This window comes from Campylobacter sputorum (genome assembly GCF_002220775.1).
Taxonomy (GTDB): Bacteria; Campylobacterota; Campylobacteria; order Campylobacterales; family Campylobacteraceae; genus Campylobacter_F; species Campylobacter_F bovis.
On record NZ_CP019685.1, the window covers coordinates 225,132 to 249,823 of the forward strand.

The 24,692-nt window shown below is 30.0% G+C and carries 27 protein-coding genes; 15 read left to right on the plus strand and 12 right to left on the minus strand.

The window, feature by feature from the left end; all coding sequences use genetic code 11:
* Positions 1-156: 156 nt before the first annotated feature.
* Positions 157-1,521: an NADP-specific glutamate dehydrogenase gene (gene gdhA / locus CSPB_RS01175; protein WP_033916949.1), complete on the minus strand. Its 1,365-nt coding sequence runs from the start codon at positions 1,519-1,521 to the stop codon at positions 157-159.
* A gap of 662 nt (positions 1,522-2,183) precedes the next feature.
* On the minus strand, positions 2,184-2,873 hold the full coding sequence (locus CSPB_RS01180) for an MqnA/MqnD/SBP family protein (RefSeq protein WP_033916948.1): 690 nt from the start codon (positions 2,871-2,873) through the stop codon (positions 2,184-2,186).
* A gap of 134 nt (positions 2,874-3,007) precedes the next feature.
* On the opposite strand from CSPB_RS01180, the gene thyX reads away from it, so the two are divergent.
* The 7 genes from thyX to CSPB_RS08645 all read left to right on the plus strand — a co-directional run bounded on the left by thyX (position 3,008) and on the right by CSPB_RS08645 (position 7,641).
* Positions 3,008-3,640, plus strand: coding sequence for an FAD-dependent thymidylate synthase (gene thyX, locus CSPB_RS01185; RefSeq protein ID WP_089192831.1), 633 nt, complete (start codon positions 3,008-3,010; stop codon positions 3,638-3,640).
* 14 nt (positions 3,641-3,654) lie between these two features.
* Positions 3,655-5,328, plus strand: a complete 1,674-nt coding sequence (gene ilvD / locus CSPB_RS01190) for a dihydroxy-acid dehydratase (RefSeq protein WP_089192832.1) — start codon at positions 3,655-3,657, stop codon at positions 5,326-5,328.
* A 27-nt stretch (positions 5,329-5,355) separates the two neighbouring features.
* Positions 5,356-5,820 (plus strand): hypothetical protein, encoded by a 465-nt coding sequence (locus CSPB_RS01195; protein ID WP_089192833.1) that lies wholly within the window; start codon positions 5,356-5,358, stop codon positions 5,818-5,820.
* Between the two features lie 670 nt (positions 5,821-6,490).
* A complete protein-coding gene (locus CSPB_RS08510) occupies positions 6,491-7,087 on the plus strand; it encodes a hypothetical protein (RefSeq protein WP_151899132.1) in 597 nt (198 codons plus the stop codon).
* 51 nt (positions 7,088-7,138) lie between these two features.
* Positions 7,139-7,291 (plus strand): hypothetical protein, encoded by a 153-nt coding sequence (locus tag CSPB_RS08635; protein WP_193625334.1) that lies wholly within the window; start codon positions 7,139-7,141, stop codon positions 7,289-7,291.
* Positions 7,292-7,313: 22 nt separating this feature from the next.
* Entirely contained in the window at positions 7,314-7,469 is a 156-nt protein-coding gene (locus tag CSPB_RS08640) for a hypothetical protein (RefSeq protein WP_201260247.1), read from the plus strand.
* 22 nt (positions 7,470-7,491) lie between these two features.
* Positions 7,492-7,641 carry a hypothetical protein gene (locus tag CSPB_RS08645; RefSeq protein WP_193625335.1) on the plus strand — a complete coding sequence of 50 codons (150 nt, stop codon included), beginning with the start codon at positions 7,492-7,494 and terminating at the stop codon, positions 7,639-7,641.
* Positions 7,642-7,686: 45 nt separating this feature from the next.
* Here the strand turns inward: CSPB_RS08645 and CSPB_RS01205 are convergent, their stop codons facing one another.
* Positions 7,687-8,979, minus strand: coding sequence for a Na+/H+ antiporter NhaC family protein (locus CSPB_RS01205; protein WP_033916944.1), 1,293 nt, complete (start codon positions 8,977-8,979; stop codon positions 7,687-7,689).
* 139 nt (positions 8,980-9,118) lie between these two features.
* On the opposite strand from CSPB_RS01205, the gene recA reads away from it, so the two are divergent.
* The 4 genes from recA to CSPB_RS01225 are packed head-to-tail and all read left to right on the plus strand — an operon-like array spanning position 9,119 to position 12,437.
* Positions 9,119-10,156, plus strand: coding sequence for a recombinase RecA (gene recA, locus CSPB_RS01210; protein WP_033916943.1), 1,038 nt, complete (start codon positions 9,119-9,121; stop codon positions 10,154-10,156).
* Positions 10,156-11,406 carry a phosphopyruvate hydratase gene (eno, locus tag CSPB_RS01215; protein ID WP_033916942.1) on the plus strand — a complete coding sequence of 417 codons (1,251 nt, stop codon included), beginning with the start codon at positions 10,156-10,158 and terminating at the stop codon, positions 11,404-11,406. Before recA ends, eno begins: the two co-directional genes overlap by 1 nt.
* On the plus strand, positions 11,403-11,675 hold the full coding sequence (locus CSPB_RS01220; protein WP_089192835.1) for a hypothetical protein: 273 nt from the start codon (positions 11,403-11,405) through the stop codon (positions 11,673-11,675). Before eno ends, CSPB_RS01220 begins: the two co-directional genes overlap by 4 nt.
* Before the next feature lie 12 nt (positions 11,676-11,687).
* Complete coding sequence (locus CSPB_RS01225; RefSeq protein WP_089192836.1) at positions 11,688-12,437, plus strand: AMIN domain-containing protein; 750 nt, start codon at positions 11,688-11,690, stop codon at positions 12,435-12,437.
* 12 nt (positions 12,438-12,449) lie between these two features.
* Here the strand turns inward: CSPB_RS01225 and CSPB_RS01230 are convergent, their stop codons facing one another.
* The 9 genes from CSPB_RS01230 to CSPB_RS01280 all read right to left on the minus strand — a co-directional run bounded on the left by CSPB_RS01230 (position 12,450) and on the right by CSPB_RS01280 (position 18,839).
* Positions 12,450-12,767 (minus strand): c-type cytochrome, encoded by a 318-nt coding sequence (locus CSPB_RS01230; RefSeq protein ID WP_089192837.1) that lies wholly within the window; start codon positions 12,765-12,767, stop codon positions 12,450-12,452.
* Positions 12,768-12,769: 2 nt separating this feature from the next.
* Positions 12,770-13,384, minus strand: a complete 615-nt coding sequence (rdgB, locus tag CSPB_RS01235; protein ID WP_089192838.1) for an RdgB/HAM1 family non-canonical purine NTP pyrophosphatase — start codon at positions 13,382-13,384, stop codon at positions 12,770-12,772.
* Between the two features lie 2 nt (positions 13,385-13,386).
* On the minus strand, positions 13,387-14,466 hold the full coding sequence (aroC, locus tag CSPB_RS01240) for a chorismate synthase (RefSeq protein WP_089192839.1): 1,080 nt from the start codon (positions 14,464-14,466) through the stop codon (positions 13,387-13,389).
* Complete coding sequence (gene rnc / locus CSPB_RS01245; RefSeq protein ID WP_193625338.1) at positions 14,463-15,143, minus strand: ribonuclease III; 681 nt, start codon at positions 15,141-15,143, stop codon at positions 14,463-14,465. The genes aroC and rnc overlap by 4 nt, the downstream gene beginning before the upstream one ends.
* The gene (gene rnhA / locus CSPB_RS01250) at positions 15,144-15,569 is read right to left on the minus strand and encodes a ribonuclease HI (RefSeq protein ID WP_033916935.1); all 426 of its coding nucleotides are present in this window, start codon (positions 15,567-15,569) and stop codon (positions 15,144-15,146) included. It abuts the gene before it with no gap.
* Positions 15,547-16,569 carry a tetratricopeptide repeat protein gene (locus CSPB_RS01255; RefSeq protein ID WP_089192841.1) on the minus strand — a complete coding sequence of 341 codons (1,023 nt, stop codon included), beginning with the start codon at positions 16,567-16,569 and terminating at the stop codon, positions 15,547-15,549. Before CSPB_RS01255 ends, rnhA begins: the two co-directional genes overlap by 23 nt.
* Positions 16,570-16,671: 102 nt before the next feature.
* Complete coding sequence (locus CSPB_RS01260) at positions 16,672-16,869, minus strand: hypothetical protein (protein ID WP_089192842.1); 198 nt, start codon at positions 16,867-16,869, stop codon at positions 16,672-16,674.
* Between the two features lie 606 nt (positions 16,870-17,475).
* The gene (locus CSPB_RS01275) at positions 17,476-18,003 is read right to left on the minus strand and encodes a cysteine hydrolase family protein (RefSeq protein ID WP_089192845.1); all 528 of its coding nucleotides are present in this window, start codon (positions 18,001-18,003) and stop codon (positions 17,476-17,478) included.
* Positions 18,004-18,056: 53 nt separating this feature from the next.
* Entirely contained in the window at positions 18,057-18,839 is a 783-nt protein-coding gene (locus tag CSPB_RS01280; protein WP_201260248.1) for a pirin family protein, read from the minus strand.
* Positions 18,840-19,001: 162 nt separating this feature from the next.
* Here CSPB_RS01280 and dnaG point away from each other — a divergent pair, with 162 nt between their 5' ends.
* The 4 genes from dnaG (at position 19,002) to CSPB_RS01300 (ending at position 24,655) form a co-directional block, all read left to right on the plus strand.
* Positions 19,002-20,651, plus strand: a complete 1,650-nt coding sequence (dnaG, locus tag CSPB_RS01285) for a DNA primase (protein WP_324248618.1) — start codon at positions 19,002-19,004, stop codon at positions 20,649-20,651.
* A complete protein-coding gene (locus CSPB_RS01290) occupies positions 20,648-21,631 on the plus strand; it encodes an argininosuccinate synthase domain-containing protein (protein WP_089192847.1) in 984 nt (327 codons plus the stop codon). The genes dnaG and CSPB_RS01290 overlap by 4 nt, the downstream gene beginning before the upstream one ends.
* 2 nt (positions 21,632-21,633) lie before the next feature.
* Entirely contained in the window at positions 21,634-22,518 is an 885-nt protein-coding gene (miaA, locus tag CSPB_RS01295) for a tRNA (adenosine(37)-N6)-dimethylallyltransferase MiaA (RefSeq protein ID WP_089192848.1), read from the plus strand.
* A gap of 241 nt (positions 22,519-22,759) precedes the next feature.
* Positions 22,760-24,655 (plus strand): cytochrome C, encoded by a 1,896-nt coding sequence (locus CSPB_RS01300; RefSeq protein WP_227484210.1) that lies wholly within the window; start codon positions 22,760-22,762, stop codon positions 24,653-24,655.
* The last annotated feature ends 37 nt before the right edge of the window (positions 24,656-24,692 follow it).

Consider the following 24,692-nt stretch of genomic DNA (forward strand, 5'->3'; position numbering starts at 1 on the left):
TAATAATATGAATTTTATTAATTCCTAGAAACATTTTGATAGCATATAAATAATATGTGGTTTTTATTGTGGTATTTAATATTACCCTAAAATATGGGTAGTGTGATATTTTATAAATAATGCATTTGGCTAGTTATAATCCTAGCCAAATATCTATTACACATAACCTTGATCAATCATTGCATCTGCAACTTTTCTAAATCCAGCTATATTTGCTCCAAGAACTATATTTCCAGGCTCATTAAACTCTTTTGATGTCTCATAACTGATATCAAATATGTGTTTCATAATATTTTTTAGTTTGTTATCAACTTCTTCAAAGCTCCAGCTTGACATACTAGCATTTTGAGCCATTTCAAGAGCACTTGTGGCAACACCGCCAGCATTTGCTGCTTTACCTGGACCAAAACAAAAGTCTTTTTTGCTTAGGAAAAACTCTATAGCCTCTAGATTGCTAGGCATATTTGCTCCCTCGCATACTAAACGACATCCGTTATTATAAAGAGTTTTTGCGTCTTCTAAATTTAACTCATTTTGTGTTGCGCTTGGAAACGCAGCATAGCAAGGTATATCCCAAACTCCGTTTCTACCAGCTTTATAATCCGAAACAGGTACAAATTTCGCTTGTTTTTTCTCTTTAACATACTCTTTTAAACTAACTCTATCAACTTCTTTTAGTTTTTTAAGTAAATCTAAATCTATGCCATCTTTATCATATACATATCCGGTAGAATCGCTTACTGTTAGAGGTAATGCACCATATTGATATAGTTTTTCAACTGTGTAAATAGCGACATTTCCAGCACCACTTACTACACATTTTTTGTCTTTTAGCTCTTGTTTTTTTGTTTTTAGCATTTCATCTGCAAAATATACACAGCCATATCCAGTAGCTTCTGTTCTTGCTAAGCTTCCTCCCCAGCTAAGTCCTTTGCCTGTTAATGCACCATCAAATCTGCTTGTTAGTTTTTTGTATTGACCATACATATAGCCTATTTCTCGCCCACCAACGCCTATATCTCCAGCTGGAACATCTTTGACATCACCTATTAGCTTTGCAAGTTCATTCATAAAAGATTGACAAAATCTCATAATCTCTCCATCGCTTTTGCCTTTAGGATCAAAGTTTGCACCACCTTTTGCACCACCTATATTTAAGCCAGTTAGTGAGTTTTTAAAAATCTGCTCAAATCCTAAAAATTTTAAAACATCTAAATTTACAGTAGGGTGAAATCTAAGTCCACCTTTATATGGTCCTATGGCTGAGTTAAACTCAACTCTATATCCAAAATGAACACAGGCTTTTCCAGCATCGTTGATATATACAGTTCTAAAAATAGTAGTTTTTTCAGGCATTATAATACGCTCTAAAATAGCATGTTTTTGATACTTACTTTCGCGATCAAAAAGTGGTTTAAGGTTGTTTAAAACCTCAGTTGCGGCTTGATAAAATACTGGTTGGCGAGGTGAAATTTTTTTAATGTTTTTCAACACTCTATTAACATATTCTGTAGATCCCATGATACTCCTTTGTTTATTTTGAATTAGTTCAAATTTTTATCGCTATCTTTTTACATTATTATGACAGCTTAAGAAAAATTATAGCAAAAATCATTGCCAGCATAGTTTAAATATTAATAAAATTTTTATAATATTTTTATAATTTTATTTAATTATATAGTACAAATTTATAGCTTGTCAATTTAAAACTATAAAGTTTTTAACATAGTATATAAAATTTAAATTTTAAACCACAAGCTTTTTGTAGCATATCGTAGCTTGAAATTTTTCTAATATAATAGTTATTATCTTTTTTGCCACTATTATCAAGTAGATATTCACAACTTTATTTTTTGTGAGGCATTTTTATTGTATTCCTTTTGAGTTTAGTCTATATGTGCGATACTTGCTAAAACAATTTCTATAATTTCTTTTTGTGATCTCAAAGCTATCATTTTTAGAGCATTTTAGAATTTATAAGTTTCATCTATGATATTTTGCCGTTAAAACCATCTTCAAAATCGATTTTTTCTTTAATCTTTATAATTATAGTTTTCATATCTATTTTGATATATTTTAAAAGTAACTAGGATTATTCTAAATTTTATTGTTTTAAATTTTTTAAAAATCATAAAAGCATTAGATTTGATATTTTTGTTATAAAAATTTATAAAAATAACTCTTTATTTTACATTTTGATTTGGATTGAAATTCATTATTCTTGCTTTTTGTAAAAATATCTTTAGGGCTATTTTTTCTTTTTTATTTATTTTATATGTTATGTAATTTAAATACCACTTTATATCATTTGATGAAATCGCTCTGCTTTTAGAGTAATTTTTCAGTATGTATTGAGGGATTTTTATCTTTTGTGATAGGAATTTTTTAACTAAATTTCTATACAACTTTCCGTTTTTGGTATAACAAAATCTAGCAAATACAAATGGTAAATTCATTCTTTTATTCCAAATTTCGCCCATATCATAAAAGCTTTCTTTTCCATCTTTTAGATAAGCTTTTAGGGCATTATCGCCTATGATAACTTCGCCCTTTAAACCTAAAACTTTGCTTAGCATATTTGATGTCATTGAAGCAGGATCTAGCAAAAAGTTTGAGTTTTTACGCACTAAAACACTTATAACTTGTTTTTTAGCAATGATTCCCATATCTAGTTTTTTATATTTTTTTCTTCTACTTTCTATGCTTGAAATAACCGCAGAATCAATCTTTTTTCTATAAAGAGCTCTGTTTAGTTTACTTGGAACATCTTTTTTAAATTCAATGCTTTTTTTAAAGGAATTTTGTAGATTTGAGCGTTTTAAAAATACATGAAAAGGTAGTAAATTTAGATAATCAATTTTTCCAAAAATCATTTTTATCCTTTTAAAAAATCAAAACAAATTGTATAAAATTATAATAAAATAAACTTAAATTTAATAATCTATGTAAAATAAAGTAAATTTGTGATAAAGTTATAGTTTGAATTTCAATCATTATGGAAAATATTATGAATGTTAAACTTTTAAATTTTACACCTCTTTGGGTATGTTCAAATGCCATAAGGACTTGTTGGCAAAGTTTTGATAAGGGAGATAATGGCGGCGATAAGGATAAAGAGCTTATAGATAGGGTTGGCAATAAATTTAAGCATGCTTCAACACTTGAACATTTGTATTATAATTTTTATATAAAAGGAATTTCAAGGGCTTGCTTACAAGAGCTTGCACGCCATAGAATGGCAAGTCTTAGTGTAAAATCCACTCGTTATACATTAAAAGAGTTAAAAAATGAGAGTGAATTTAAAGAAAATGACTTCCAAAATGCCAGTAGATATATAGTTTTAACTGGAAATGAGATGGTTGATAAAGCTAGTATAAAAGCTTTAGAAAATATGCGTTTGTTGCTTGGGAAAAACATTAGCTTAGATATAGCTAAATTTGCACTTCCAGAATGCTATAAAACTGAGCTTAGTTGGAGTGTAAATGCTAGAAGTTTGCAAAACTTTATCTCACTTAGAAGTTCAAAATCAGCTCTTTGGGAGATTAGAAATTTAGCAAATGCCTTGTTTGATGCAATTCCTGATGAACATAAGTTTATTTTTGAAGATTGCATTTATAAAGAATATAAAAAAGATTTATAAATTTAGGAGAATTTATGAGAAGTGATGAGATAAAAAAAGGCTATATCAAAGTTCCACACAGAAGTTTGCTAAGGGCAACTGGATTAAAAGATGATGATTTTAACAAGCCGTTTATTGGGGTTGCAAATAGTTTTATAGAGATAATTCCAGGACATTTTTTCTTAAACAAATACTCCCAGATTATAAAAGATGAAATTCGTAAAAATGGTTGTGTGCCTTTTGAGTTTAACACAATTGGCGTTGATGATGGCATAGCTATGGGACATGATGGTATGCTTTACTCGCTTCCAAGTCGTGAAATCATAGCAAATTCCATAGAAACAGTTATGAATGCTCACAAGCTTGATGCAATGATATGTATACCAAACTGCGATAAAATTGTCCCTGGAATGATAATGGGTGCTTTAAGGGTAAATGTGCCAACTATTTTTGTAAGTGGCGGACCAATGAAAGCAGGGCATGATAGTAAAGGCAATGCCCTTGATTTAAACTCAGCTTTTGAAGGTGTTGGTGCTTATGAGACAAATAAAATAAGCAAAGATGAACTTTATGAGATAGAATGCAAATCTTGTCCTAGTGGTGGAAGTTGCAGTGGTATGTTTACGGCAAATTCTATGAATACGCTTTGTGAGGCTATGGGTATAGCTCTTAGTGGCAATGGAACCATACTTGCACTTACTAAAGAGCGTGAAGAGCTTATAAGGAAAGCAGCTAAAAGGATTTGTGAAATCGCAACAAATGAGAGATTTAAAATACGAAATATTTTAAACAAAAAATCTATCAAAAATGCGATGGTTATAGATATGGCGATGGGTGGAAGCTCAAATACCATACTTCATATGCTTGCCATTTCTAGAGAAGCTGGGTGTGCACTTAATATCAAAGATATAAATGAGATTAGTAAAAATACACAACACATTGCCAAAGTCGCACCAAGTTTACCAAGTGTGCATATGGAAGATATCCATAGTGCAGGTGGAATGAACGCTATTATGAAAGAAATTTCTATGCAAAATAATCCTTTTTTAGACCTTGATAATCTAACTATAAGTGGCGAAACATTGCAAGAACGCATAAGTGATGCTCAGATTTTAGATGAAAAAATTATACATAAAGCAGAAAATGCTTACTCTAAAGTTGGAGGACTCGCTATTTTATTTGGAAATTTAGCTGAAAAAGGCTGTGTTATAAAAACAGCAGGAATTATAGGAGAGCGTAAATTTAGCGGAAAAGCTGTTTGTTTTAATTCACAAGATGAAGCAATTAATGGCATTAGTAGCGGTAAAATCAAAAAAGGCGATGTTGTTGTTATACGCTATGAAGGACCAAAAGGCGGACCTGGAATGCAAGAGATGTTAAGTCCAACAAGTCTCATAGTAGGAAGAGGACTTGGTGCTGATGTTGCGCTTATAACAGATGGTAGATTTAGCGGTGCTACGCGTGGACTTTGCATAGGTCATGTTAGTCCAGAAGCTGCTGAGGGCGGAACAATAGGACTTTTAAGAGATGGTGATATAATACAAATTGATGTTGATAACTACTCTATAAATGTAAATTTAAGCGTTGAAGAACTACAAAAACGCAAAAGTGAGTGGAAATATGAGGGTAAAGAAGTTAAAAGCAGATGGTTAAGACAATACCAAAAGTTAGTAACAAATGCTAGTAATGGAGCTATTTTGGAAGCTTAAATTTATAAATAAATTTAAAGGATTAATTTGCTTTGGGAAAAATTAACGCTTAATGATTTAAAAAGAGTTAATGATGAGATTAATGAGCTAAATAAAATAGATATAACTAACTATAAAAGTATTATTGATAAGAAAATAGAAGCTATAGTAGAACCCGTATTAATAAATTATAATTTTTTAAAAAAATATGATAAGTGCAATGGGAATATAGCTAAAATTTTAAAGTTATTAGATGATTTTATAAATTCAGACGATATCTCTGAGAATATAAAAAACAAAATTCTTGATTGCAAAGATAATTTAGAAGAAATACAAAATAATGGAATAAATGTATTATACAATGAAGATAATTTACACAACTTTAGAATATCTATAGTAAATATTATAGGTATTCTAAATTCCGAGAAAAAAATAATAGAAAATTATATACATTCAAGTGATCAAAAATATAAAAATAAATTATATAATGAATATTTAAAATGTGAAAAGTGATGTAAATGAAATTTATGAAAATAGAGCGAGTATTTATTCAAATAATATAAAAATGTCAAACTTTATTGGGGAGCATTCTAAAAATTCTATTTATAATTTTGTTTTTATTGTTAGAAAATGGTGTCTTAAGAATTTGGTTTTGTCTTTTTATATTATGTTATTTATCGGGGCTTTGTTTTGTTGTCCTTATTTTTTTAAAATAGGTTTGATTCCTGATATTTCTATAGATTCTGCAATACCAACTTTATTTTTTATATCTACTATTGGCTTATTGATTGGTACGCTCATATATGTAGGTTTTGTATTTCAGAATCAATTGTCTTTTAATATTTTAATTAATATAGATAATAAAAAAATAAATAATATTATTAAGTTTTTAGCTTCAATTTCTTGGGTTATATTTTTTGCGATAATAATGACCCCATTTGCACCTGATTTTTATTTTATACAGTCTATTTCTGAATACATACTTAATAATTTCAATATTATATTAATAGTATATGTTGTAATATTATTAATTTTTTGCTTAGTATTTTTTATATCCAAGTCAACAAATAAATTTCCTAATATAATTTTGTATTTTATTATTACGGTTTATTTTGATTTTTTTATACTATATGCTGTTTATTTAAATTATAACAATATAAATTTATCTGTTCTTGTCATTTCAATGTTTATATTATTTTTATTAAAAATAATTAATTTATCAAAAGAACCTTTAAATAAATTAATTATTTCATTATCTAGTATTTTCATTTTTTTTACAATATGTCTAATAAGTCCTAATTTTGTTAGAGGAGTAAAATTAGCAAATTATAAGGATGATTTTACAATAAAAAAAGAATTTGTTCCAAAACCTATCTTAAATTTACCTAATTGCTTTTATAGTTATAATGAAGCTTGCACATATAATCTTACTAATGAAGAAGATAAAATTACTATAAAAAATCTTTTAGTAAGAGTAAAATCAGACGGTAGATATCATTTTTGTGCAAATATGAATTTAAAAGATGATTTTAATTTAACAAAAAGTATTTTAAAGACAGATAAAGATGAAGATGAAAAAAGTATAGACATAAAAAAGAGAACATCTAAAATTTTGAAAATAGATGAGAATACTACAAAAAATACTTATTTTATATACAATAGCGACTCAAATGTAACCGAAGTTAAAAATTATCATAAACTATTTTTAAATTTTACAAAAGATAAGAATATTGGTATATATTATGATTTTCATGTGCATGAAAAAAATATTGTAAATTAAAATATATAATTTGGCTATTTATAATTTTTATCCTAAAAAGAAAGGTGACAAATGGAAGCAGCAGGAATAGGCGGATTTTCATTAGGAACGGTTATAGCAGTTGCACTATCATGGTCTGCAAACAAGAGTATACTTTGGGCTATAGTGCATGGGTTTTTTAGCTGGTTTTATGTGATTTACTATTTTATAGTAAAAAATAGATAAAAATATTTTCAAAGGATTATTTATGGGAAGATCATTAGGAATAGGCGGATTTTCATTAGGAACGGTTATAGCAGTTGCACTATCATGGTCTGCAAACAAGAGTATACTTTGGGCTATAGTGCATGGGTTTTTTAGCTGGTTTTATGTGATTTACTATTTTATAGTAAAAAATAGATAAAAATATTTTCAAAGGATTATTTATGGGAAGATCATTAGGAATAGGCGGATTTTCATTAGGAACGGTTATAGCAGTTGCTCTTTCATGGTCGGCAAATCATAGTATATTGTGGGCTATAATACACGGATTTTTAAGTTGGCTTTATGTTATTTATTACATACTTTTAAAATAATTTTATAAAAGCATATATCTTAAAAAAGATGTATGCTTTTTTGTTTTATATAATCATAGAAAAAATAAGAGCAAAAATTATCATTGGTATATTAAAAAATATAAATGTAGGAACACATGTATCATATATGTGATCGTGTTGCCCGTCCGCGTTTAGTCCAGATGTTGGTCCAAGTGTGCTATCACTAGCAGGACTTCCAGCATCACCAATAGCAGCAGCAATGCCTATAAGAAGTATTGTTGCACTTACGCTAAAGCCTAAATTTATGCATAAAGGCACATAAATTGCCGCTATTATAGGGATTGTTCCAAAGCTTGTGCCAATACCCATTGTAACAAGAAGTCCAATAAGAAGCATAAGCAAAGCCCCACCAAATTTACCGCCAGATAAAGCACTTGCTACGCTTATAAGTTCATTTATGCCGCCACTTTCTCTAAGTACTGCACCAAATCCAGCAGCAACTAGCATTATAAAAGCTATATAAGCCATCATAGACATACCATTATCCATAACTTCTTGAACTTTATTGTAGTCAATTCCGCCAAAAACTATCATAAATAAAAGTCCAAGAAGTCCGCCAAGTGGTATAGAACTTGTATAAATTTGAATACCGAAAGTTACAGCTGCTCCTATTAAAACAACCCACTCTTTTTTGCCCATATGTAAGGTGAAATTTTCATCCATGGATTTTTCTAAATTTACATATTGTCTTGATTTTCTATAAAATAAAACCGCACATATTAATCCGCAAAACATTGCAGCTCCACCTATCCACATAATGCTTTGTATATCTGCTATGCTTACTATTACAGAGTTATTTGCAAGTTCTTTTTTTAATATATTATAAAATAAAAGTCCAAAACCAACCCCAAGGCTTACATATGGTGCTTGAAGACCAAAGGTTAAAGCACAAGCAACAGCTCTTCTATCTATTTTTAGTTTATTCATAATGTTTAGTAATGGCGGTATCAATACAGGAATAAATGCAATATGCACAGGTATTAGATTTTGCGAAAAACAAGCTATGAAAGCTATGGTTAAAACAAATATAATTTTTTTGCTACTTAAAATAGAGCTAATTTTGTGGATTAAAATTGCTGTCAAATTTGTGCCTGAAATTGCTGCAGCAACTGCACCAAGAAGTATATAACTAAGTGCAGTTTCTAAATTTCCTTGCATGCCATTTATCAAAATTTCCATAGTATGTATAAGATTAAATCCACTCATAATACCAGCTACTATACCAGAGAGCAAAATTGCTAAAAGTATATTAAATCTAAATAGACACAAGATATACATAAGACAAACACTTATCAAAACAGGATTTGTTAAAAGCATAAATTTTCCCTTATTTTTAAATAAAAACTAGATTATACTAAAATATATTTTAAATGTTTATATAAATTTATTTTTTATCAAAGTTAATTTTTAAATCATTTTAGATAAAATAATAGAAAATTTTGAAGGTGTAATAATAATGGATGAAAACAAGAAAAAAACTCTTGATATGGCGCTAAAACAGATTGATAAAGCCTTTGGCAAAGGCACTATTATCAGACTTGGCGATAAACAAGTAGAGCCGATTGATTCTATTTCTACTGGATCTATTGGTCTTGATATAGCTCTTGGAATTGGCGGAATTCCAAAGGGTAGAATTATAGAAATTTATGGACCAGAAAGTTCTGGTAAAACTACACTTGCCTTACATATAATAGCAGAAGCTCAAAAAAATGGTGGAATTTGCGCTTTTGTAGATGCAGAGCATGCACTTGATGTAAAATATGCTCATAATCTTGGCGTAGATACAGATAATCTTTTTGTATCTCAGCCAGATTTTGGCGAGCAAGCTCTTGATATAGTCGAAACTCTTTCAAGAAGTGGTGCAGTTGATCTTATAGTTGTTGACTCAGTAGCTGCACTTACTCCAAAAACAGAGATAGACGGTGATATGGGAGACGCCCATGTTGGTTTGCAAGCAAGGCTTATGTCGCAAGCTTTAAGAAAATTAACAGGTGTCGTTCATAAAATGAATACAACTATCATATTTATAAACCAAATTCGTATGAAAATTGGTGGTATGAATTATGGTAATCCTGAGACCACAACTGGAGGAAATGCACTTAAATTTTATGCATCAGTTCGTCTTGATGTCAGAAAAATTGCAACTTTAAAGCAAAATGATCAGCCAATAGGCAATAGAACTAAGATTAAAGTTGTTAAAAATAAGGTTGCACCTCCTTTTAAAACTGCTGAATTTGATGTAATGTATGGGGAAGGGATTAGCAAAGAAGGCGAGATAATAGACTATGGTGTAAAGCTTGATATTATCGATAAAAGCGGTGCGTGGTTTAGTTATAAAGATACAAAGCTAGGTCAAGGTAGAGAAAATTCAAAAGCTTACTTAAAAGAACATCCAGAAGTAGCCTCAGAGATAATTGATAAGTTAAAAAATTCTATTGGTGGCTTGTTATCTGGTTATGATGAAGATGAAAAAAATATTGATGGAGATGAATAATGGCTACAATAACAAATATAAAAGCAACTGAAGTTCTTGATAGTAGAGGAAATCCAACTGTAAAAGCGACTGTTTATTTAGATAATGGTGTTATAGAAAGTGCTATTGTGCCAAGTGGTGCAAGTACGGGAAAAAGAGAAGCTTTAGAGCTAAGAGATAAAGATTATAGATATTGTGGTAAAGGCGTTTTAAAAGCTGTTCAAAATGTAAATGAGATTATATTAAATGCAGTTGTTGGTAAAAGTGTTTTTGAGCAAAAAAATATAGATACGATTATGCAAAATTTAGATGCAACTCCAAATTATTCAAATTTAGGAGCAAATGCAGTTTTAGGCGTATCTATGGCTGTAGCAAGAGCAGCTGCAAAAACACTCAATGTTCCACTTTTTAGATATATTGGTGGTATTAATGCTAGCATACTTCCAGTTCCTATGTTTAATATCATAAATGGTGGAGAGCATGCTAATAATAGTGTTGATTTTCAAGAATTTATGATAATGCCATATGGATTTGATAAATTTAGTGATGCATTAAGAGCTAGTGTTGAAATTTATCATAACTTAAAAAAGATTTTAGATGAAGCTGGTCATAGCACCGCAGTTGGTGATGAGGGTGGTTTTGCTCCAAATTTAGAAAACAATGAAGCTCCTATAAAAATTATTTTACAAGCTATAGAAAAAAGTGGATACAAAGCAGGAAGCGATATAAAATTAGCCTTAGATGTGGCATCAAGCGAGTTTTATAAAGACGGATCTTATGTCATGGAAGGCAAAGAATTTAGCAGCGATGATATGATAAATTATTATGAAAGTTTGTGTGAAAAATATCCAATTTGTTCTATAGAAGATGGGTTAAGTGAAGATGATTGGGACGGATGGAAAAAATTTACTCAAAGATTAGGTTCTAAGGTTCAGCTTGTTGGAGATGATCTTTTTGTAACAAACGAGAAAATTTTAAGAGATGGTATTACAAGGGGCGTTGGAAATGCTATCTTAATAAAACCGAATCAAATTGGAACCGTATCTCAGACAATGCAAACAGTTCGACTTGCAAAAAGAAATGGTTATAAAACCATAATGAGCCATAGAAGTGGCGAAAGCGAAGATAGCTTTATAGCTGATTTTGCGGTTGGATTAAATACGGGTCAGATTAAAACAGGTGCAACATCTAGAAGTGAAAGAAATGCAAAGTATAATAGGCTTTTAGAGATAGAAAACAAAACAGATGAATTCTTAGGAAATGGTATTTGAGTGAAATTCTTGATAACTATAACCCAAAAGAGTCGGTTGTAGTACATTTTGTAAGAAAACTTTTTAAGTATATTTTGGTTATTGTTATAGTAGTTGGACTTGGAGTTTATGTTGGAAATATGTTTTTTGGAAAAAGATCTTTAGAAACACTTATTTTTATACAAAACAAACAAGAGTCTTTGAAAAAAGAGTTAGAGTATCTTAAGCAAGAAAATGCTGTGCTCCAAAAAGAATATTTTGAACTTATTGGCCTAGAGCCTAATCATTAATTAGGGTTGTAAATGAGAAAGATTTTATTAATTTGTGCTTTTATTGTTTCTATTATTTATGCTAGGGAAAATCCATTTTTGCCTAGTAATGAGGCAAATTCTACTTTGGTAACTACTAATGTAAATTTAAATGCAAAACCATTTGATAGAAAAATTTTTAATCTACCTAATGATGCAAGAGCGATAGATCGTGTGGTGATTTATTATAAAAGTGTTGATGGCGGCATTAAAGAAAAAACAGTAGATATAAACTCGTCTATAAACTGGAAAGATGATTTATCTTTAAGCGTTGTTAAAGCCCCAGAACCATCTACAACACCAGTTTTAGATATATCTGTAACAAAAAGTTCTAATAATGGTAAAAAGGTAGATGAGCAAATAACAAGTAATAATATAAAAACCGAAATCTCAAATGAGAGAAATATATCAAATTCTATCATTCCAAATATCATAGTTCCGCTAAAAACTATCACTTTTAAGAATTTAATAAGACTTGATGTTCATACAAATAGCATAAAATTTGTAACAAATGACACTTTAATAAATGATTTTAAAGTCGATGGTCAAAACAAAATAGCTATAGATTTTTCAAGAAAAAAAGCTAGTTTTAAAACAAAGATTTTAGACATTAGTTGCGGAATTTTCAAAAATGCAACTTTTGGAGCTCATGGTAAATTTTATAGAGTTGTTATATCTTTAGATAAGAATTATAAATACGAGTTGTTAAAAGATGGAGATAATTATATACTAAAAGCAAAATAAGCCAATTTTGGCTTATTTTTTTAGTGTTTGTATATATTTTGCAACGCTTTGTATCTCTTCTTTTGTTAGTTTTTGTGCTTCTATTTTCATAACAATTTTTAACTCTCCGCCATAGCTTCCATCTAAGTATCCATTAAGAGCTTGTGATATCTGCTCTTCGTTCATTAAATTTATAGCAGCACTTTTACCAAGAGCTGGACTATCGCCATTTATACCATGGCAGGTTGCACAAGTTTTATAAATTTTTTTAGCATCTTTTTGTGATTGATCTGTTTGTGTTGCACTTAATGAAACTATGGATAAAATAAGACAAATAAAGATTTTTTTCATAATTACACCTCGTAATATTTTTTTAAACTTCGTATAATAAAATCAGCATTTCTTAAACCATTTGATCTATGAGAAATTTTTAATTTTGTTTTTTCATCAAGCTCACCTATGGTTTTATCAAATCCATTTGCGATAAACATAAAATCATATCCAAAGCCATTCTCTCCGCGTTCTTCATTTATAATCTTACCATACATCCATCCATGGGTTGTGTAGCTACCAAATTTACAAGCTATTGCTATACAAGCTGTATAATGTGCTGATGTCGCATTTAATCTTAATTCATTTAGCTTTGATATGAGTTTTTGTCTATTTTTGCTATCTGTAGCATTTTCTCCGCTATATCTTGCAGAATAAATTCCTGGCTCACCATTTAATATATCTACACAAATGCCGCTATCATCGCTTAAAACTATAAATTCATCTTTTTGCTGATTGCTAAGTTTATCAAAAACAGCATTTGCTTTTATAAGAGCATTTTTTGCGAAAGTATCGCCATTTTCTATTATTTCAAATGGTTTTATTATCTCATCTAGTGCGTAAATTTCATAATTTGTATAAAAATCTTTTATCTCTTTTACTTTGTTTTTATTGCCAGTTGCGACTATTATTTTCAACATTAATCCTTGTAAATTTTCTTTAAATTTTCTAAATTTGCACTTGCATTTAGAAGTAGCATATCTGCACATACTAGTCTTGCCATTGCTGTTGCTACGACACTTCCGCGAATTGCTATACAAGGATCGTGTCTGCCTTTTAGTTCACAAATACACTCTTTTAAATTTACATCTATTGTTGGTTCTTGTAAAAATATGGATGGAGTTGGTTTGAAGTGGGTTTTTATGATTATTTCATTGCCATTTGTAATTCCACCAAGTATGCCGCCGCTATGGTTAGTTAAAAAGCCATTTTTATCCATAAAATCATTGTTTTCAAAGCCATTGCTTTTAGCTGAGTTTATGCCATTTCCTATCTCAACACCCTTTACTCCATTTATACCCATCATAGCTTCTGCTAACTTAGCATCAAATTTAGCATATAATACCTCTCCAAGTCCAACTGGAATTCCTGTTATTTTAGTTATAACACTTCCACCTACGCTGTTGTGAGAGTTTTTTGCATTTATTATCTCTTGTTTAAATTTATCTTCAAACTCTTTTGAACAAGCATAAATTTCGGAATTTTGTGCATATTTAAAATCTATATTTTCAAATTTTGATGATATATTTCCTACGCTATAAACTGCGCTTTGAACATTTATATCAAAATTTGATAGCAAAAGCTGTGATATAGCCCCGCCACAAACTCTTATAGCACTTTCTCTTGCACTACTTCTTCCGCCACCTCTATAATCTCTTATACCAAATTTCATAAAATATGTGTAATCAGCGTGTCCTGGGCGAAAGATGTCTTTTATATTCTCATAATGGGATGATTTTTGATTTTCATTGTGTATTATAAAGCCAATTGGACATCCGGTGCTTAATCCATTAAAAACACCACTTAAAATTTGCACCTTGTCACTTTCTTTTCTTGAAGTTGCAAATTTACTTCCTGGTTTTCTTTTATCAAGCTCATTTTGTATAAAGCTCTCATCTATCTTTACATTTGATGGCAAACCATCTAGTATACCACCAATTGCCACGCCGTGGCTTTCTCCAAAAGTGCTCAGCCTAAGCTTTGTGCCAAAAGTATTCATTTCTTTCCTTTTGATAGAATTTCTATGGCAAGTTTAGCTGCATTTTGTTCGGCTTCTTTTTTACTTGTACCACTAGCACTGGATATTTCTTTATTATCAAGCATTAAAGCCATTGTAAATTCTTTTTTATGGTCTGGCCCTTTTGAAGATATCAATACATATTGCGGTATTTTGCCATAAGTTGCTTGAGTAATTTCTTGGAGTTGTGTTTTATAATCTTTGCTGATAGTTTTTAAATTTATATTTTCATACTCTTTTTTTAGTAAATTTATTGCTACTTCTTTTGCTTTTTCTATGCCGCTTTCTATGTAAATGGCTCCCATTATTGCTTCAAAAGCGTCTGAGAGTAAAGATGGCTTTTGTCTTCCTTTATTGTTTTCTTCTGCGGTTGATAATATGATATGATTTTGCAAATCTATCAAAGTTGCAAGCGTTGCAAAGCTTTTTTCGTTTACTAAAGCTGCCCTTAGTTTTGATAAATCTCCTTCATTCATATCTTTAAATTTATTACAAAGATATTCAGCTACTATTAGATCCATAACAGCATCACCTAAAAACTCAAGCCTTTCGTTGCTATGCTTTTTTTTGCAACTTTTATGTGTTAATGCATTTATGAGTAGAGTTTCATTTTTAAATTTATAACCAAGTAGGTTTTGAATTTTGTCTAATTTCATAATCTATCCATTTTTTAATTTATTTGCCGCATCTCTTGCCATTTTATCACACTCTTCATTTTGTTTATGACCGCTATGTCCTTTAACCCAAAATGCCTTTATGCTGTGTATTGAGCTTACCTTTATATACTCTTTCCAAAGCTCAATATTTTGCACCTTTTTAAAATCTTTTTTTATCCAGTTGTTAAGCCAAGAATTTATTGCATTTGCTACATAAGAACTATCTGTGAAAAGCTCTATTTTGCAAGGCTCTTTTAGTGCTTTTATACCCATTATAGCAGCTGTTAATTCCATTTGATTATTCGTTGTTTTTTCACTTGCACCACTATCTTTTTTTTGGTATTCATTATACTCTAGTATATAAGCCCAGCCCCCAACTCCTGGATTTCCAAGGCAACTCCCATCGCTAAAAAGTTTCACTATTTTCATTATAACTCTTTGTTATATTCATACTTATATTTACACCATCTAAACTATGGCATATCGGACATCTGTAAAAATGCATTGGAAGCGAATTTTTGCAGTTTTTACACATATATGAAAAACTTATATCGGCGCAATTGTAATTATTTTGCCTCAAAATTCCAATGGCGTTAATTTCAAAAAATTTACTTTTAGCTTGTTTATTTATCATACCTTTTGCGAAATACAAAGCCTTATACTCTTCATCTTGTAAATTTACGATTTCATTATCATGCCAAAGTATGTCTATAACTCCATCTATGCTTGGAAAATTTTTAAATTCACTCAGTTTTTTGCCATTTTTAAGCAAAAGTTCTATGCATATTCTTTTTGAAATTTCATATACATCATCGAAATTTAAAATCTTTTCTATTTTTTCTTCAAGAGGTATTTTTTGGGCTATTATCTCATTTATCTGTATATAAATTTTGTTTTTATCTACATTTGCACCTTGTTCTTCTAATGCATCTAAAACTTCCATCGCTTTATCAAATTTTTTAAAACTTTCATATATTAGCATTAGGTATGTTAGCGCCTCTTTATTTCTAGGTTTTAGTTTTAAAGTGTCTAAAAAAACATCTTCAGCTCTTTGTAAAAAACCAGCTTTAAAATAAACTTTTCCAAGCTCTACTAAAAGCTCTATTTTTTCTTGTTTTTTACTATTTTTTTCAATCGCAACAAGATATATCACGATAGCTTTTTCAAAGCTTCCACTTTTTGCGAAAGTTTGAGCTAAAACTGCAAATGAGTGTGCGTCTAAATCTATATCAAAAAGCAATTTTTTATGCTCATCGTTTAAACCCGGCGTGCTTTCAAATTTTTTTATGAAATTTTGTATCTTTTTTTTGTCATCTTTTGTGCCTAAAATCCCCCAAATATAGCTAAAAAATGCTATCAAGAAAAAGATTCCAATCAAGACTATAAGTCCAAAAATAGGATCACGATACTCTATAAAAAAATTTTCCAAATTTACTCTTTTTTATGATTTGTATAATTTTAACACAATATGCTTTATAGGTTTATAAATAATTTTGATTTTATGTATATGATTAAATTTGAATAAAGATAACTAGCTATTAGTTATATTTGCAATACCATTGTCTTTTGCAAATGCATTTAAATCTTGTATTATCTTGGCTATTTGATTACTTTTTATAAAGAATCCGTTATATGGTGAGTTATTGCATATATTTTTACCAATATTCTTATCAAATACAACTACCTCTTTTGTTCCATTGTTGTCTCTTGTGTAAGCATATCCTTGCATAAATACTCCTTATAATTTAAACATTTTATATTTAGTGATATTTTTACTTTCTAAAAACTCTATAAATTTATTGATGTCATCTTTTTTAAACATATTTAAATTTATAAGATTACCACCAGGTTTAATTTTTTTATATTTTAAAACAATACATTTTAGAAGTATAGTTCTAATTATACTATATTCATTTCTCAATTCATTATAATGGCATTTTTTGGTAAAAAACTTTTTTTAGTTATAAAATAGTCTTCATAGCAAATAATTTCTTTTATATCAAACATGCAAAAAAAATTATATGGTAAAAAAATTAAAAGTACAAATCCAATAATATTAAAAGTGATATTATCATTAAACAGTAAGCCAAAGCAAACCAATGCTGTTGCTAAATACCAAAGAGTAGCAAATATATAATACAAAGTTATCATAAAAGATTTTTTTCTTTTCATTACAAAAATTGGTTTTTGTTCTGTATTGTCCATAAATGATTTCTCGAATTAAATATTAAATTTACATAAATTCTATAAAATTTATCATTAAAAAATATTATATAAAAATAAATATTTTATATTTTTATTTAATATAAATTTACTTTTATACATTAGATATTTATTATCTATTTCTTATCTCGACATGTAAATGTTCTAAAATATCAAAGCACTTTTCTTGCATAGTTTTATCATAGGAATCTGTTGCTTTCGCGTCTATTGCTATGTGAGAATTTGGGCTTGCGGCTTTAGCTATAATTGCATTTGAGATTACGCATATTGAACTAACTAATCCACAAAGCTCTATCTCATCATAAAATGGCTTACTTTTTATAAATTCCATTAGCTTATCAGACCCAAAGGTGTATTTTTCTAAGCACGGATAATCTGTAGCATACTTTTTTATCTTACCATAAATTTCATGTCCTTTTGTGCCTTTGATTACATGAGGAATTGGTAATTTTTTACCTTCTTCGCTTTGTAAATAATTGTTTTTGTGAGTATCAAGAGTAAAAACTATATCATAAGAGTTGCTTTTAAATTCTATAATTTTGTTTTCTATAATGTTTTCTAAATTTTTAGCACCATCAAAACCAAGTGCCCCATCAACAAAGTCATTTTGAAAATCCACAACAACGAGAAGTTTTTTCATAATTTATCCTATTTTTTGATTTTATTATATCAAATTTAAACAAATCTTATGAGTTAAAACCCCTCTATCTTTTCTTTTACAAATGTATTGTTATCAAGATCTCTAAAAGCTTCATAAAGCTCTTCTTTTGTATTCATTACAATTGGACCACCCCAAGCGATTTGTTCATCAAGTCTAATTGATGATATAAATAAAACTTGCGTATCGGTTTTTGCACTAAATTCTACTTTATTTCCATTACTTAGTTTTATGGCTGTTTTTTCTGTATAAATTTGATTTGATATTTCTATTTCTCCAATCAGCGTAAATAGCATTATTGAGGCATTATTTTCTACATCTAAACTAAAACTTTCTCCACTTTTTAGATGAATATCATAATAATCAAGCGGAAGATGTTTGCTAAGGTATCCGCTTTGGCTTCCAAATTTACCAGCCAATAGTCTTATTTTTCCACCTTTTATATCTATTTCTTTGATTTCACTGTTTTTTATAGCTTTATAATTTGGTGTTGTCATTTTGTCGTTTTTTGGCAAATTTAGCCACAACTGCACTCCTAGCATTCTATTGCTTTTTGGCAGTATTTCTTCATGCATTATGCCAGAGCCTGCACACATCCACTGAACTTCTCCATTGCTTATCATATCTTTATTTCCAAGAGAATCACCGTGTTCCATAGCACCTTGATAAATGTAACTTATTGTTTCAATGCCTCTGTGTGGATGAAGAGGAAAACCGCCTTTATAATCATCATAATTTTTTGTATCAAATGAATCAAGCATTAAAATAGGGTCAAAATCATCATAAGTTTTATTTCCTAAAACTCTTACTAAATGCACTCCATTTTCATCAATTGTATTGTATCCTTTAACCGCTTTTTTACTTCTCTTTTCATAATTTTCCTTTCAAATTTTTGTTAAATTTAAGCAAGTTTTATAAATACAAATCAAATGTAATTTTGATGGAAAATAGCAAATTTAAATGAATTTATAGCAAAATAAATGTATAATTTTTCCATGATAGATCCTAATTCAATCGAACAATTAAAACTTAGAATCGACATTGCTGACATTATCGGTCATTATATACCACTTAAAAGAGTAGGACATAATTGCACTTGTTTGTGCCCTTTTCATGATGATAAAAATCCAAGTATGAGTATAAGTAGCGACAAAGGGCTTTTTCACTGCTTTTCGTGTGGTGCTGGAGGGGATGCGATAAAGTTTGTAATGGATTACGAGAAGCTTAGTTATCCAGAGGCTGTTGAAAAAATAGCTAGTATTTCAAATTTCGCACTTAATTATATAAAAACACAAAATGATATCAAAAAACCAGATAAAAAGATACTTGATATCGTAAATGCATATTATAGAAGTCTTATCTTTCAAAATAAATTTGCACTAAATTATCTTTATGATAGAGGACTTAATGATGCTATGATAGAGAAATTTGAGGTTGGTTTTGCACCTGATTCAAACTCAACTATAAGGCTTTTGCAAAATGAAGAAATAGATCAAAACGATGCGCTTGATGTAGGCATTATAAAACAAAATCAAAATGGGCTTTATGCTAGTTTTATATCAAGAGTTACTTTTCCTATACGCAATCATGCTGGAAATTTAGTTGGCTTTGGCGGTAGAACTCTGGCAAAAGATAATCCAGCAAAGTATGTAAATAGCCCACAAAGTAAAATTTTTGATAAATCCACTTTATTGTATGGATATGACAAGGCAAAAACCAGCATTTATGAAAAAAAGCAGATGATAATTGTTGAAGGATATATGGATGTTATTATGCTTCATAAAGCTGGTTTTACAAATGCAGTTGCCGTACTTGGAACAGCTTTAACCCAAAAACACATACCGCTTATAAAAAGAGGCGATATAAAAGTAATCCTTAGTTTTGATGGCGATAATGCTGGTATAAATGCTGCCATAAAAAGCTCAGCACTTTTAGTACAAAATGGGATAGAAGGAAGTGTTGTTATCATAGAAAATGGCGAAGATCCAGCCGATATGGTAAAAGAACGCAAGATAGATAGATTAAAAGAGCTTTTTGATAACGGAATGGAGCTAGGGCAGTTTTACATAAAAATGATTTCTAAAAAATACGATATAACAAGTCCTATTCAAAAACAAAAAGCCTATGATGAGATAAGTGAGTTTTTAAGATCTCTGCCAAAGGTTATGGCTATGTCTTATGAGGGTGTTGTGAGCGAAGTGTTAAATTTAGATAATTTTAGATTAAACTATCGCTACGCAAAAAAAGAATCAAAGCCTGAGATTAAATTTAAAAATAAAGATTATTTAGAACTTAGTATTTTAAAAAGTGCAATGAGTTTTTCAAATTTAAAACGCATTTTGGTTGAACTTTGTGAGAAAAGTTATTTTAGAGTTCATAAAAAAGAGTATGGAGCTGTTGTTTATGGTGCAAAAAATGAAGAAGATGAAGGCGTATTAAGGGAACTTGATTTTGATGAGAGCGTGGAAATTTATAAAAACGAAGATACATTTTTGCAAGCTATAAAAATGTTAAAGATAAAATATTACGAGGGTATGTTAGAAGCTATGAAAAATGCAAATATAGAAAATAAACTTGAAAAGATAGAAAAAATAAACTCAAAAATTATGAAGTTAAAAGGCTTAAAATGAGAGCTTTAGCACTATTTAGCGGAGGGCTTGATAGTATGCTTGCTATAAAGCTGATAACTTTGCAAGGATTAGAAGTAACTGCACTTTATATGGATAATGGATTTGGTGCAACAAGTGAGCATTTTAAAATTTTAAGACATAGAGCAGCAAGTGTGGGTGCTGATTTTGAAGTTATTGATATGCAAGAGAGATATCTACAAGATGTTTTGTTTAATCCTAAATTTGGTTATGGAAAGTGGTTTAATCCTTGTATAGATTGTCATGGATATATGTTTAAAACAGCACTAAATTTGCTTGATAAATTTAGTGCAAATTTTGTCATAAGTGGCGAAGTTTTAGGTCAAAGACCGATGAGCCAAAGAAGAGAAGCTATGAATAGTGTTGCTAGACTTAGTGGAGATGAAGAAAATCTCATACTTCGCCCACTTTGTGCCAAGCTTTTAAGTCCAACAAAACCCGAAAATATGGGCTGGGTAGATAGAGAGTTGCTGCTTGATATAAGCGGAAGAAGTAGAGATAAGCAGTTAGAGCTTGTAAAGAAATTTGATATCAAAGAGTATGCAAGCCCAGCTGGTGGGTGTTTGCTTACATTAGAGCATTTTTCAAATAAGATAAAAGATATGTTAAATTACGGCGAAAAACTTGAAACTTCTGATATATCTTTTTTACGATACGGCAGACATTTAAGGCTTAAAGGTGGAGCTAAAATGATAGTGGGAAGAGATGAAAAAGAAAATGAAATACTAAGTTCTTTAAAAAACACTAAATTTGAAAATATCGACATAAGTCCAAACATAGGTGCATATAGCCTCATAAGTAAAAACTCTTCATATCAAGATAAACTTCTAGCTTCAAAAATAGCCATAACATACGCAAAAACGGATCCAAATTCAATATATGATGTTTTTATAGGCAGTGAAAAATTTCAAATTTCACCTTTTGAAGATAAAGCTTTGATATCAAAATACTTAATAAGGTAGCCATCTTGGAATTAGCTATCATAGGAACAACTGCTAGCGGCAAAAGCGATTTAGCTATAGAGTTAGCTTTGAGATATAATGCAGTAATTTTAAGCCTTGATTCTCTTTGTTTGTATAAAGAGATAAATATCGCCTCAGCAAAGCCAAGTTTAGATGAGTTAAACTTGGTTTTACATTTTGGTATAAATTTGGTATATCCAGATGAGTATTTTAGCGTTGGAGAGTTTATAAAAGAGTATCAAAAAGCAAGCGATTATGCTAAAAAGCACTCCAAAAATCTTATAATAACAGGCGGAAGCGGATTTTATTTAAATGCCATGTTAAAAGGACTTGCACCTAAATTTGATGATATTACAATAGATATAAGCGATGATGAAATTTGGGAGTTAGCTTGTAAATTTGATACAAATTTTGTAAATAAATTTAGTAAAAACGATAAATTTAGGCTTCATAAATGGTATCAAATTTACAAAACAACATCTCAAATTCCTAGTAAATATTTAAAAGAAAATAGGCAAGAGCCGATTATAAAAAATATTAAAATATTTGAAATTCAAGTTCCAAAAGAATTATTAAATAAAAAAATAAATATTAGAACTCAAAAAATGTTAAATATGGGTTTGATAGATGAAGCAAAATATCTATCTAAAAAATACGGAACACATCATAAATCCCTTAATTGCATAGGTTTAAAAGAAACATTTAGTTATCTAAGAGATGAAATTTCAAAACAAAATCTTATAGAGCTTATAAATACACATACTATACAACTTGCCAAAAGACAACGAACTTTTAATAAATCACAATTTATTATTAATAAATTCTCCTCCTCTATAGATGAAGTTAAATTGGCTCTAAGCTCGTATTTATCTAAACAATACACATAGTGACATTTTTATTACATTTATTTTACATTTAATATTAAGCTATTTTTAACAAAAAATGAATTAAAATACATAACTTAATATATAAAGTTATATTAATTTTGTAAAATTAAAATCACCAAAGGAGGATTTTATGGAGAATGCTTGGTTAAGACGTTTTTCTAAAGCCTGTTTGATTTTGGCTGGTGCTTGTTTTTTAAGCACTGGTGTATATGCCGAACAAACAACTGCAGAAAAATATCAAATGAAGTTAAATAGTGCTGGATATCCAGAAAAAGATGGTAATACACCTAGAACATTAGATGATTATGTCCGTGGTGCCGATAAATTTATGGATTTACTCATTGATAAACACCCAATGTTTAAATACGAAAAAGATGGTCGCTTGGTTGGAAAATATACAATTAGCGATAGAATGGAAGAATTTGTCGAGATTAATAGTGGTCCAAAATATGCTGAAAAAGTTGGTTTGGAGCATGCTGCTGTAACTTACAGACTTGGTATGGAATCAATATTAGATTTTCCTAATAAATTTGTAGGTCCTAAAAAATGTGGCGAGTGTCACCCTGCTCAATATACACAATGGGCTAGATCAAGACACGCAAAAGTTGTTAGATTTCCAGATGAATTAGAAGAAGTTGGCGGAGATCCTAAAAAGAAAATGTATAATTCTCCTTCTAGTATTTTGCCTTTGGGTATAGAAGCTAACGATGTTTATGCTGTTATTGGAACACCTAGAACAAAATATGGTTTTATAGATAGATGGTTAGTTCGTGGAACTTATCATGTTCAAGATGGAAATTTAAGCGATTTAAGCGGTAAAATGGTTGCTGGAGGTAATCAGTTCTCAAGACTTTGGTCAGAAAACATAACCCCTGATATGGCTAAAAAAATAGCTGAATTTTCACCAGGTTTCCCAACAAAAATGGAAGAGTTTGCTCACTCAAGATCAACTGTTTGGGGAACAAACTCATATGGTTCAAAATATGCTGAAACTATGATGTTCCAACCTGCAAGTTCGTATTGTGAAGTTTGTCATAGTTTTAAATTTGATTTTAAATCAACTGAAGAATTTTACAATGCAATCGGAAATGTTGAAGAACTTAGAAAACACACGATATCAAAAGGTATAAGCTGTGAAGAGTGTCATGGTGCTGGTGCTCACTTATATGGTGCAAGAGGTGCTGGAATGCCATCAAATTGTGAAAGATGTCACCAAAGATTTGCATACCATGCAGATGAAGCAGAGCCAAATCCTAGAAAACCATTCAATGTTTATTTCAAATCAAGTTGCCCATCTTGTGGAACAGAGGGTTCTCAAATGTATAGTTCAGCTCACTACGATAAAGGTATGAGATGTAACACTTGCCACGATCCACATGAAGTTACAGCAAATGACTGGAAAGATGGATATACAAGAACAGGTCTTAAGAAAACTTGTCAAGATTGTCATGAAACACAAGCTAGTTTCTTTAAACAAGGCGGAATTCATGCAAAAGATAATTGTACAGGTTGCCATATGCCAAATATGATGAGTTGTGAAAACTTTGCAGCAGTTCAAAATCCTGATAAAGCTGGATTTGATAATGTTAGAGCAAGTCACATATGGAATATAAAAGTTGATAAAACAGCTAAATCAATCAATCCTCCAGCAGGAAAACCAAGAGATCCTCTAAAAGTTAAGGGATGGAGATTTGAAAGAGATGAAAATGGTAGATTCTTTGTTGACTTGATGTGGAGTTGCGGTAGAACAAGCTTTAGCGATCCTGATCTTATGGCTGGACCAAATGCTAGTGGATGCCATAGTGCTGTTCAATCAACATTACCAAAAGATTTACACTTTACAGATCAAGAGAAAATTTATGATGTTGTAATGAAATGGCAAACACCTATAAAAACTGGTTTTGCTGAAATTAGCGATGGTATCAAGAAAATAGATAAGGCTATGGCTAATTCAAGTCTTTCAACAGAGAAAAAAGTTAAAGTTATAACTTTAACTAAACAAGCTCAAGAAATTTTAGAAAAACTTCAAAAAGATGGATCATGGGGTGTTCATGGACCTGCTTACTCTAAGAAAATAGTTGATGAGGCTTTAGTTTACATAAAACAAGCTCAGAACATTTTAGACGGCAAGAAATAATTTGCCAAAATACAGCATAAGCACTAAATTTGGTGCT

Bases quoted from the DNA above. Each gene is read 5' to 3' on its own strand.
- gdhA (WP_033916949.1), bottom strand. From the start codon at position 1,521: ATGGGATCTACAGAATATGTTAATAGAGTGTTGAAAAACATTAAAAAA.
- CSPB_RS01180 (WP_033916948.1), bottom strand. From the start codon at position 2,873: ATGATTTTTGGAAAAATTGATTATCTAAATTTACTACCTTTTCATGTA.
- thyX (WP_089192831.1), top strand. From the start codon at position 3,008: ATGAATGTTAAACTTTTAAATTTTACACCTCTTTGGGTATGTTCAAAT.
- ilvD (WP_089192832.1), top strand. From the start codon at position 3,655: ATGAGAAGTGATGAGATAAAAAAAGGCTATATCAAAGTTCCACACAGA.
- CSPB_RS08510 (WP_151899132.1), top strand. From the start codon at position 6,491: ATGTTTATATTATTTTTATTAAAAATAATTAATTTATCAAAAGAACCT.
- CSPB_RS08635 (WP_193625334.1), top strand. From the start codon at position 7,139: ATGGAAGCAGCAGGAATAGGCGGATTTTCATTAGGAACGGTTATAGCA.
- CSPB_RS08640 (WP_201260247.1), top strand. From the start codon at position 7,314: ATGGGAAGATCATTAGGAATAGGCGGATTTTCATTAGGAACGGTTATA.
- CSPB_RS08645 (WP_193625335.1), top strand. From the start codon at position 7,492: ATGGGAAGATCATTAGGAATAGGCGGATTTTCATTAGGAACGGTTATA.
- CSPB_RS01205 (WP_033916944.1), bottom strand. From the start codon at position 8,979: ATGCTTTTAACAAATCCTGTTTTGATAAGTGTTTGTCTTATGTATATC.
- recA (WP_033916943.1), top strand. From the start codon at position 9,119: ATGGATGAAAACAAGAAAAAAACTCTTGATATGGCGCTAAAACAGATT.
- eno (WP_033916942.1), top strand. From the start codon at position 10,156: ATGGCTACAATAACAAATATAAAAGCAACTGAAGTTCTTGATAGTAGA.
- CSPB_RS01225 (WP_089192836.1), top strand. From the start codon at position 11,688: ATGAGAAAGATTTTATTAATTTGTGCTTTTATTGTTTCTATTATTTAT.
- CSPB_RS01230 (WP_089192837.1), bottom strand. From the start codon at position 12,767: ATGAAAAAAATCTTTATTTGTCTTATTTTATCCATAGTTTCATTAAGT.
- aroC (WP_089192839.1), bottom strand. From the start codon at position 14,466: ATGAATACTTTTGGCACAAAGCTTAGGCTGAGCACTTTTGGAGAAAGC.
- rnhA (WP_033916935.1), bottom strand. From the start codon at position 15,569: ATGAAAATAGTGAAACTTTTTAGCGATGGGAGTTGCCTTGGAAATCCA.
- CSPB_RS01260 (WP_089192842.1), bottom strand. From the start codon at position 16,869: ATGCAAGGATATGCTTACACAAGAGACAACAATGGAACAAAAGAGGTA.
- CSPB_RS01275 (WP_089192845.1), bottom strand. From the start codon at position 18,003: ATGAAAAAACTTCTCGTTGTTGTGGATTTTCAAAATGACTTTGTTGAT.
- dnaG (WP_324248618.1), top strand. From the start codon at position 19,002: ATGTATAATTTTTCCATGATAGATCCTAATTCAATCGAACAATTAAAA.
- CSPB_RS01290 (WP_089192847.1), top strand. From the start codon at position 20,648: ATGAGAGCTTTAGCACTATTTAGCGGAGGGCTTGATAGTATGCTTGCT.
- CSPB_RS01300 (WP_227484210.1), top strand. From the start codon at position 22,760: ATGAAGTTAAATAGTGCTGGATATCCAGAAAAAGATGGTAATACACCT.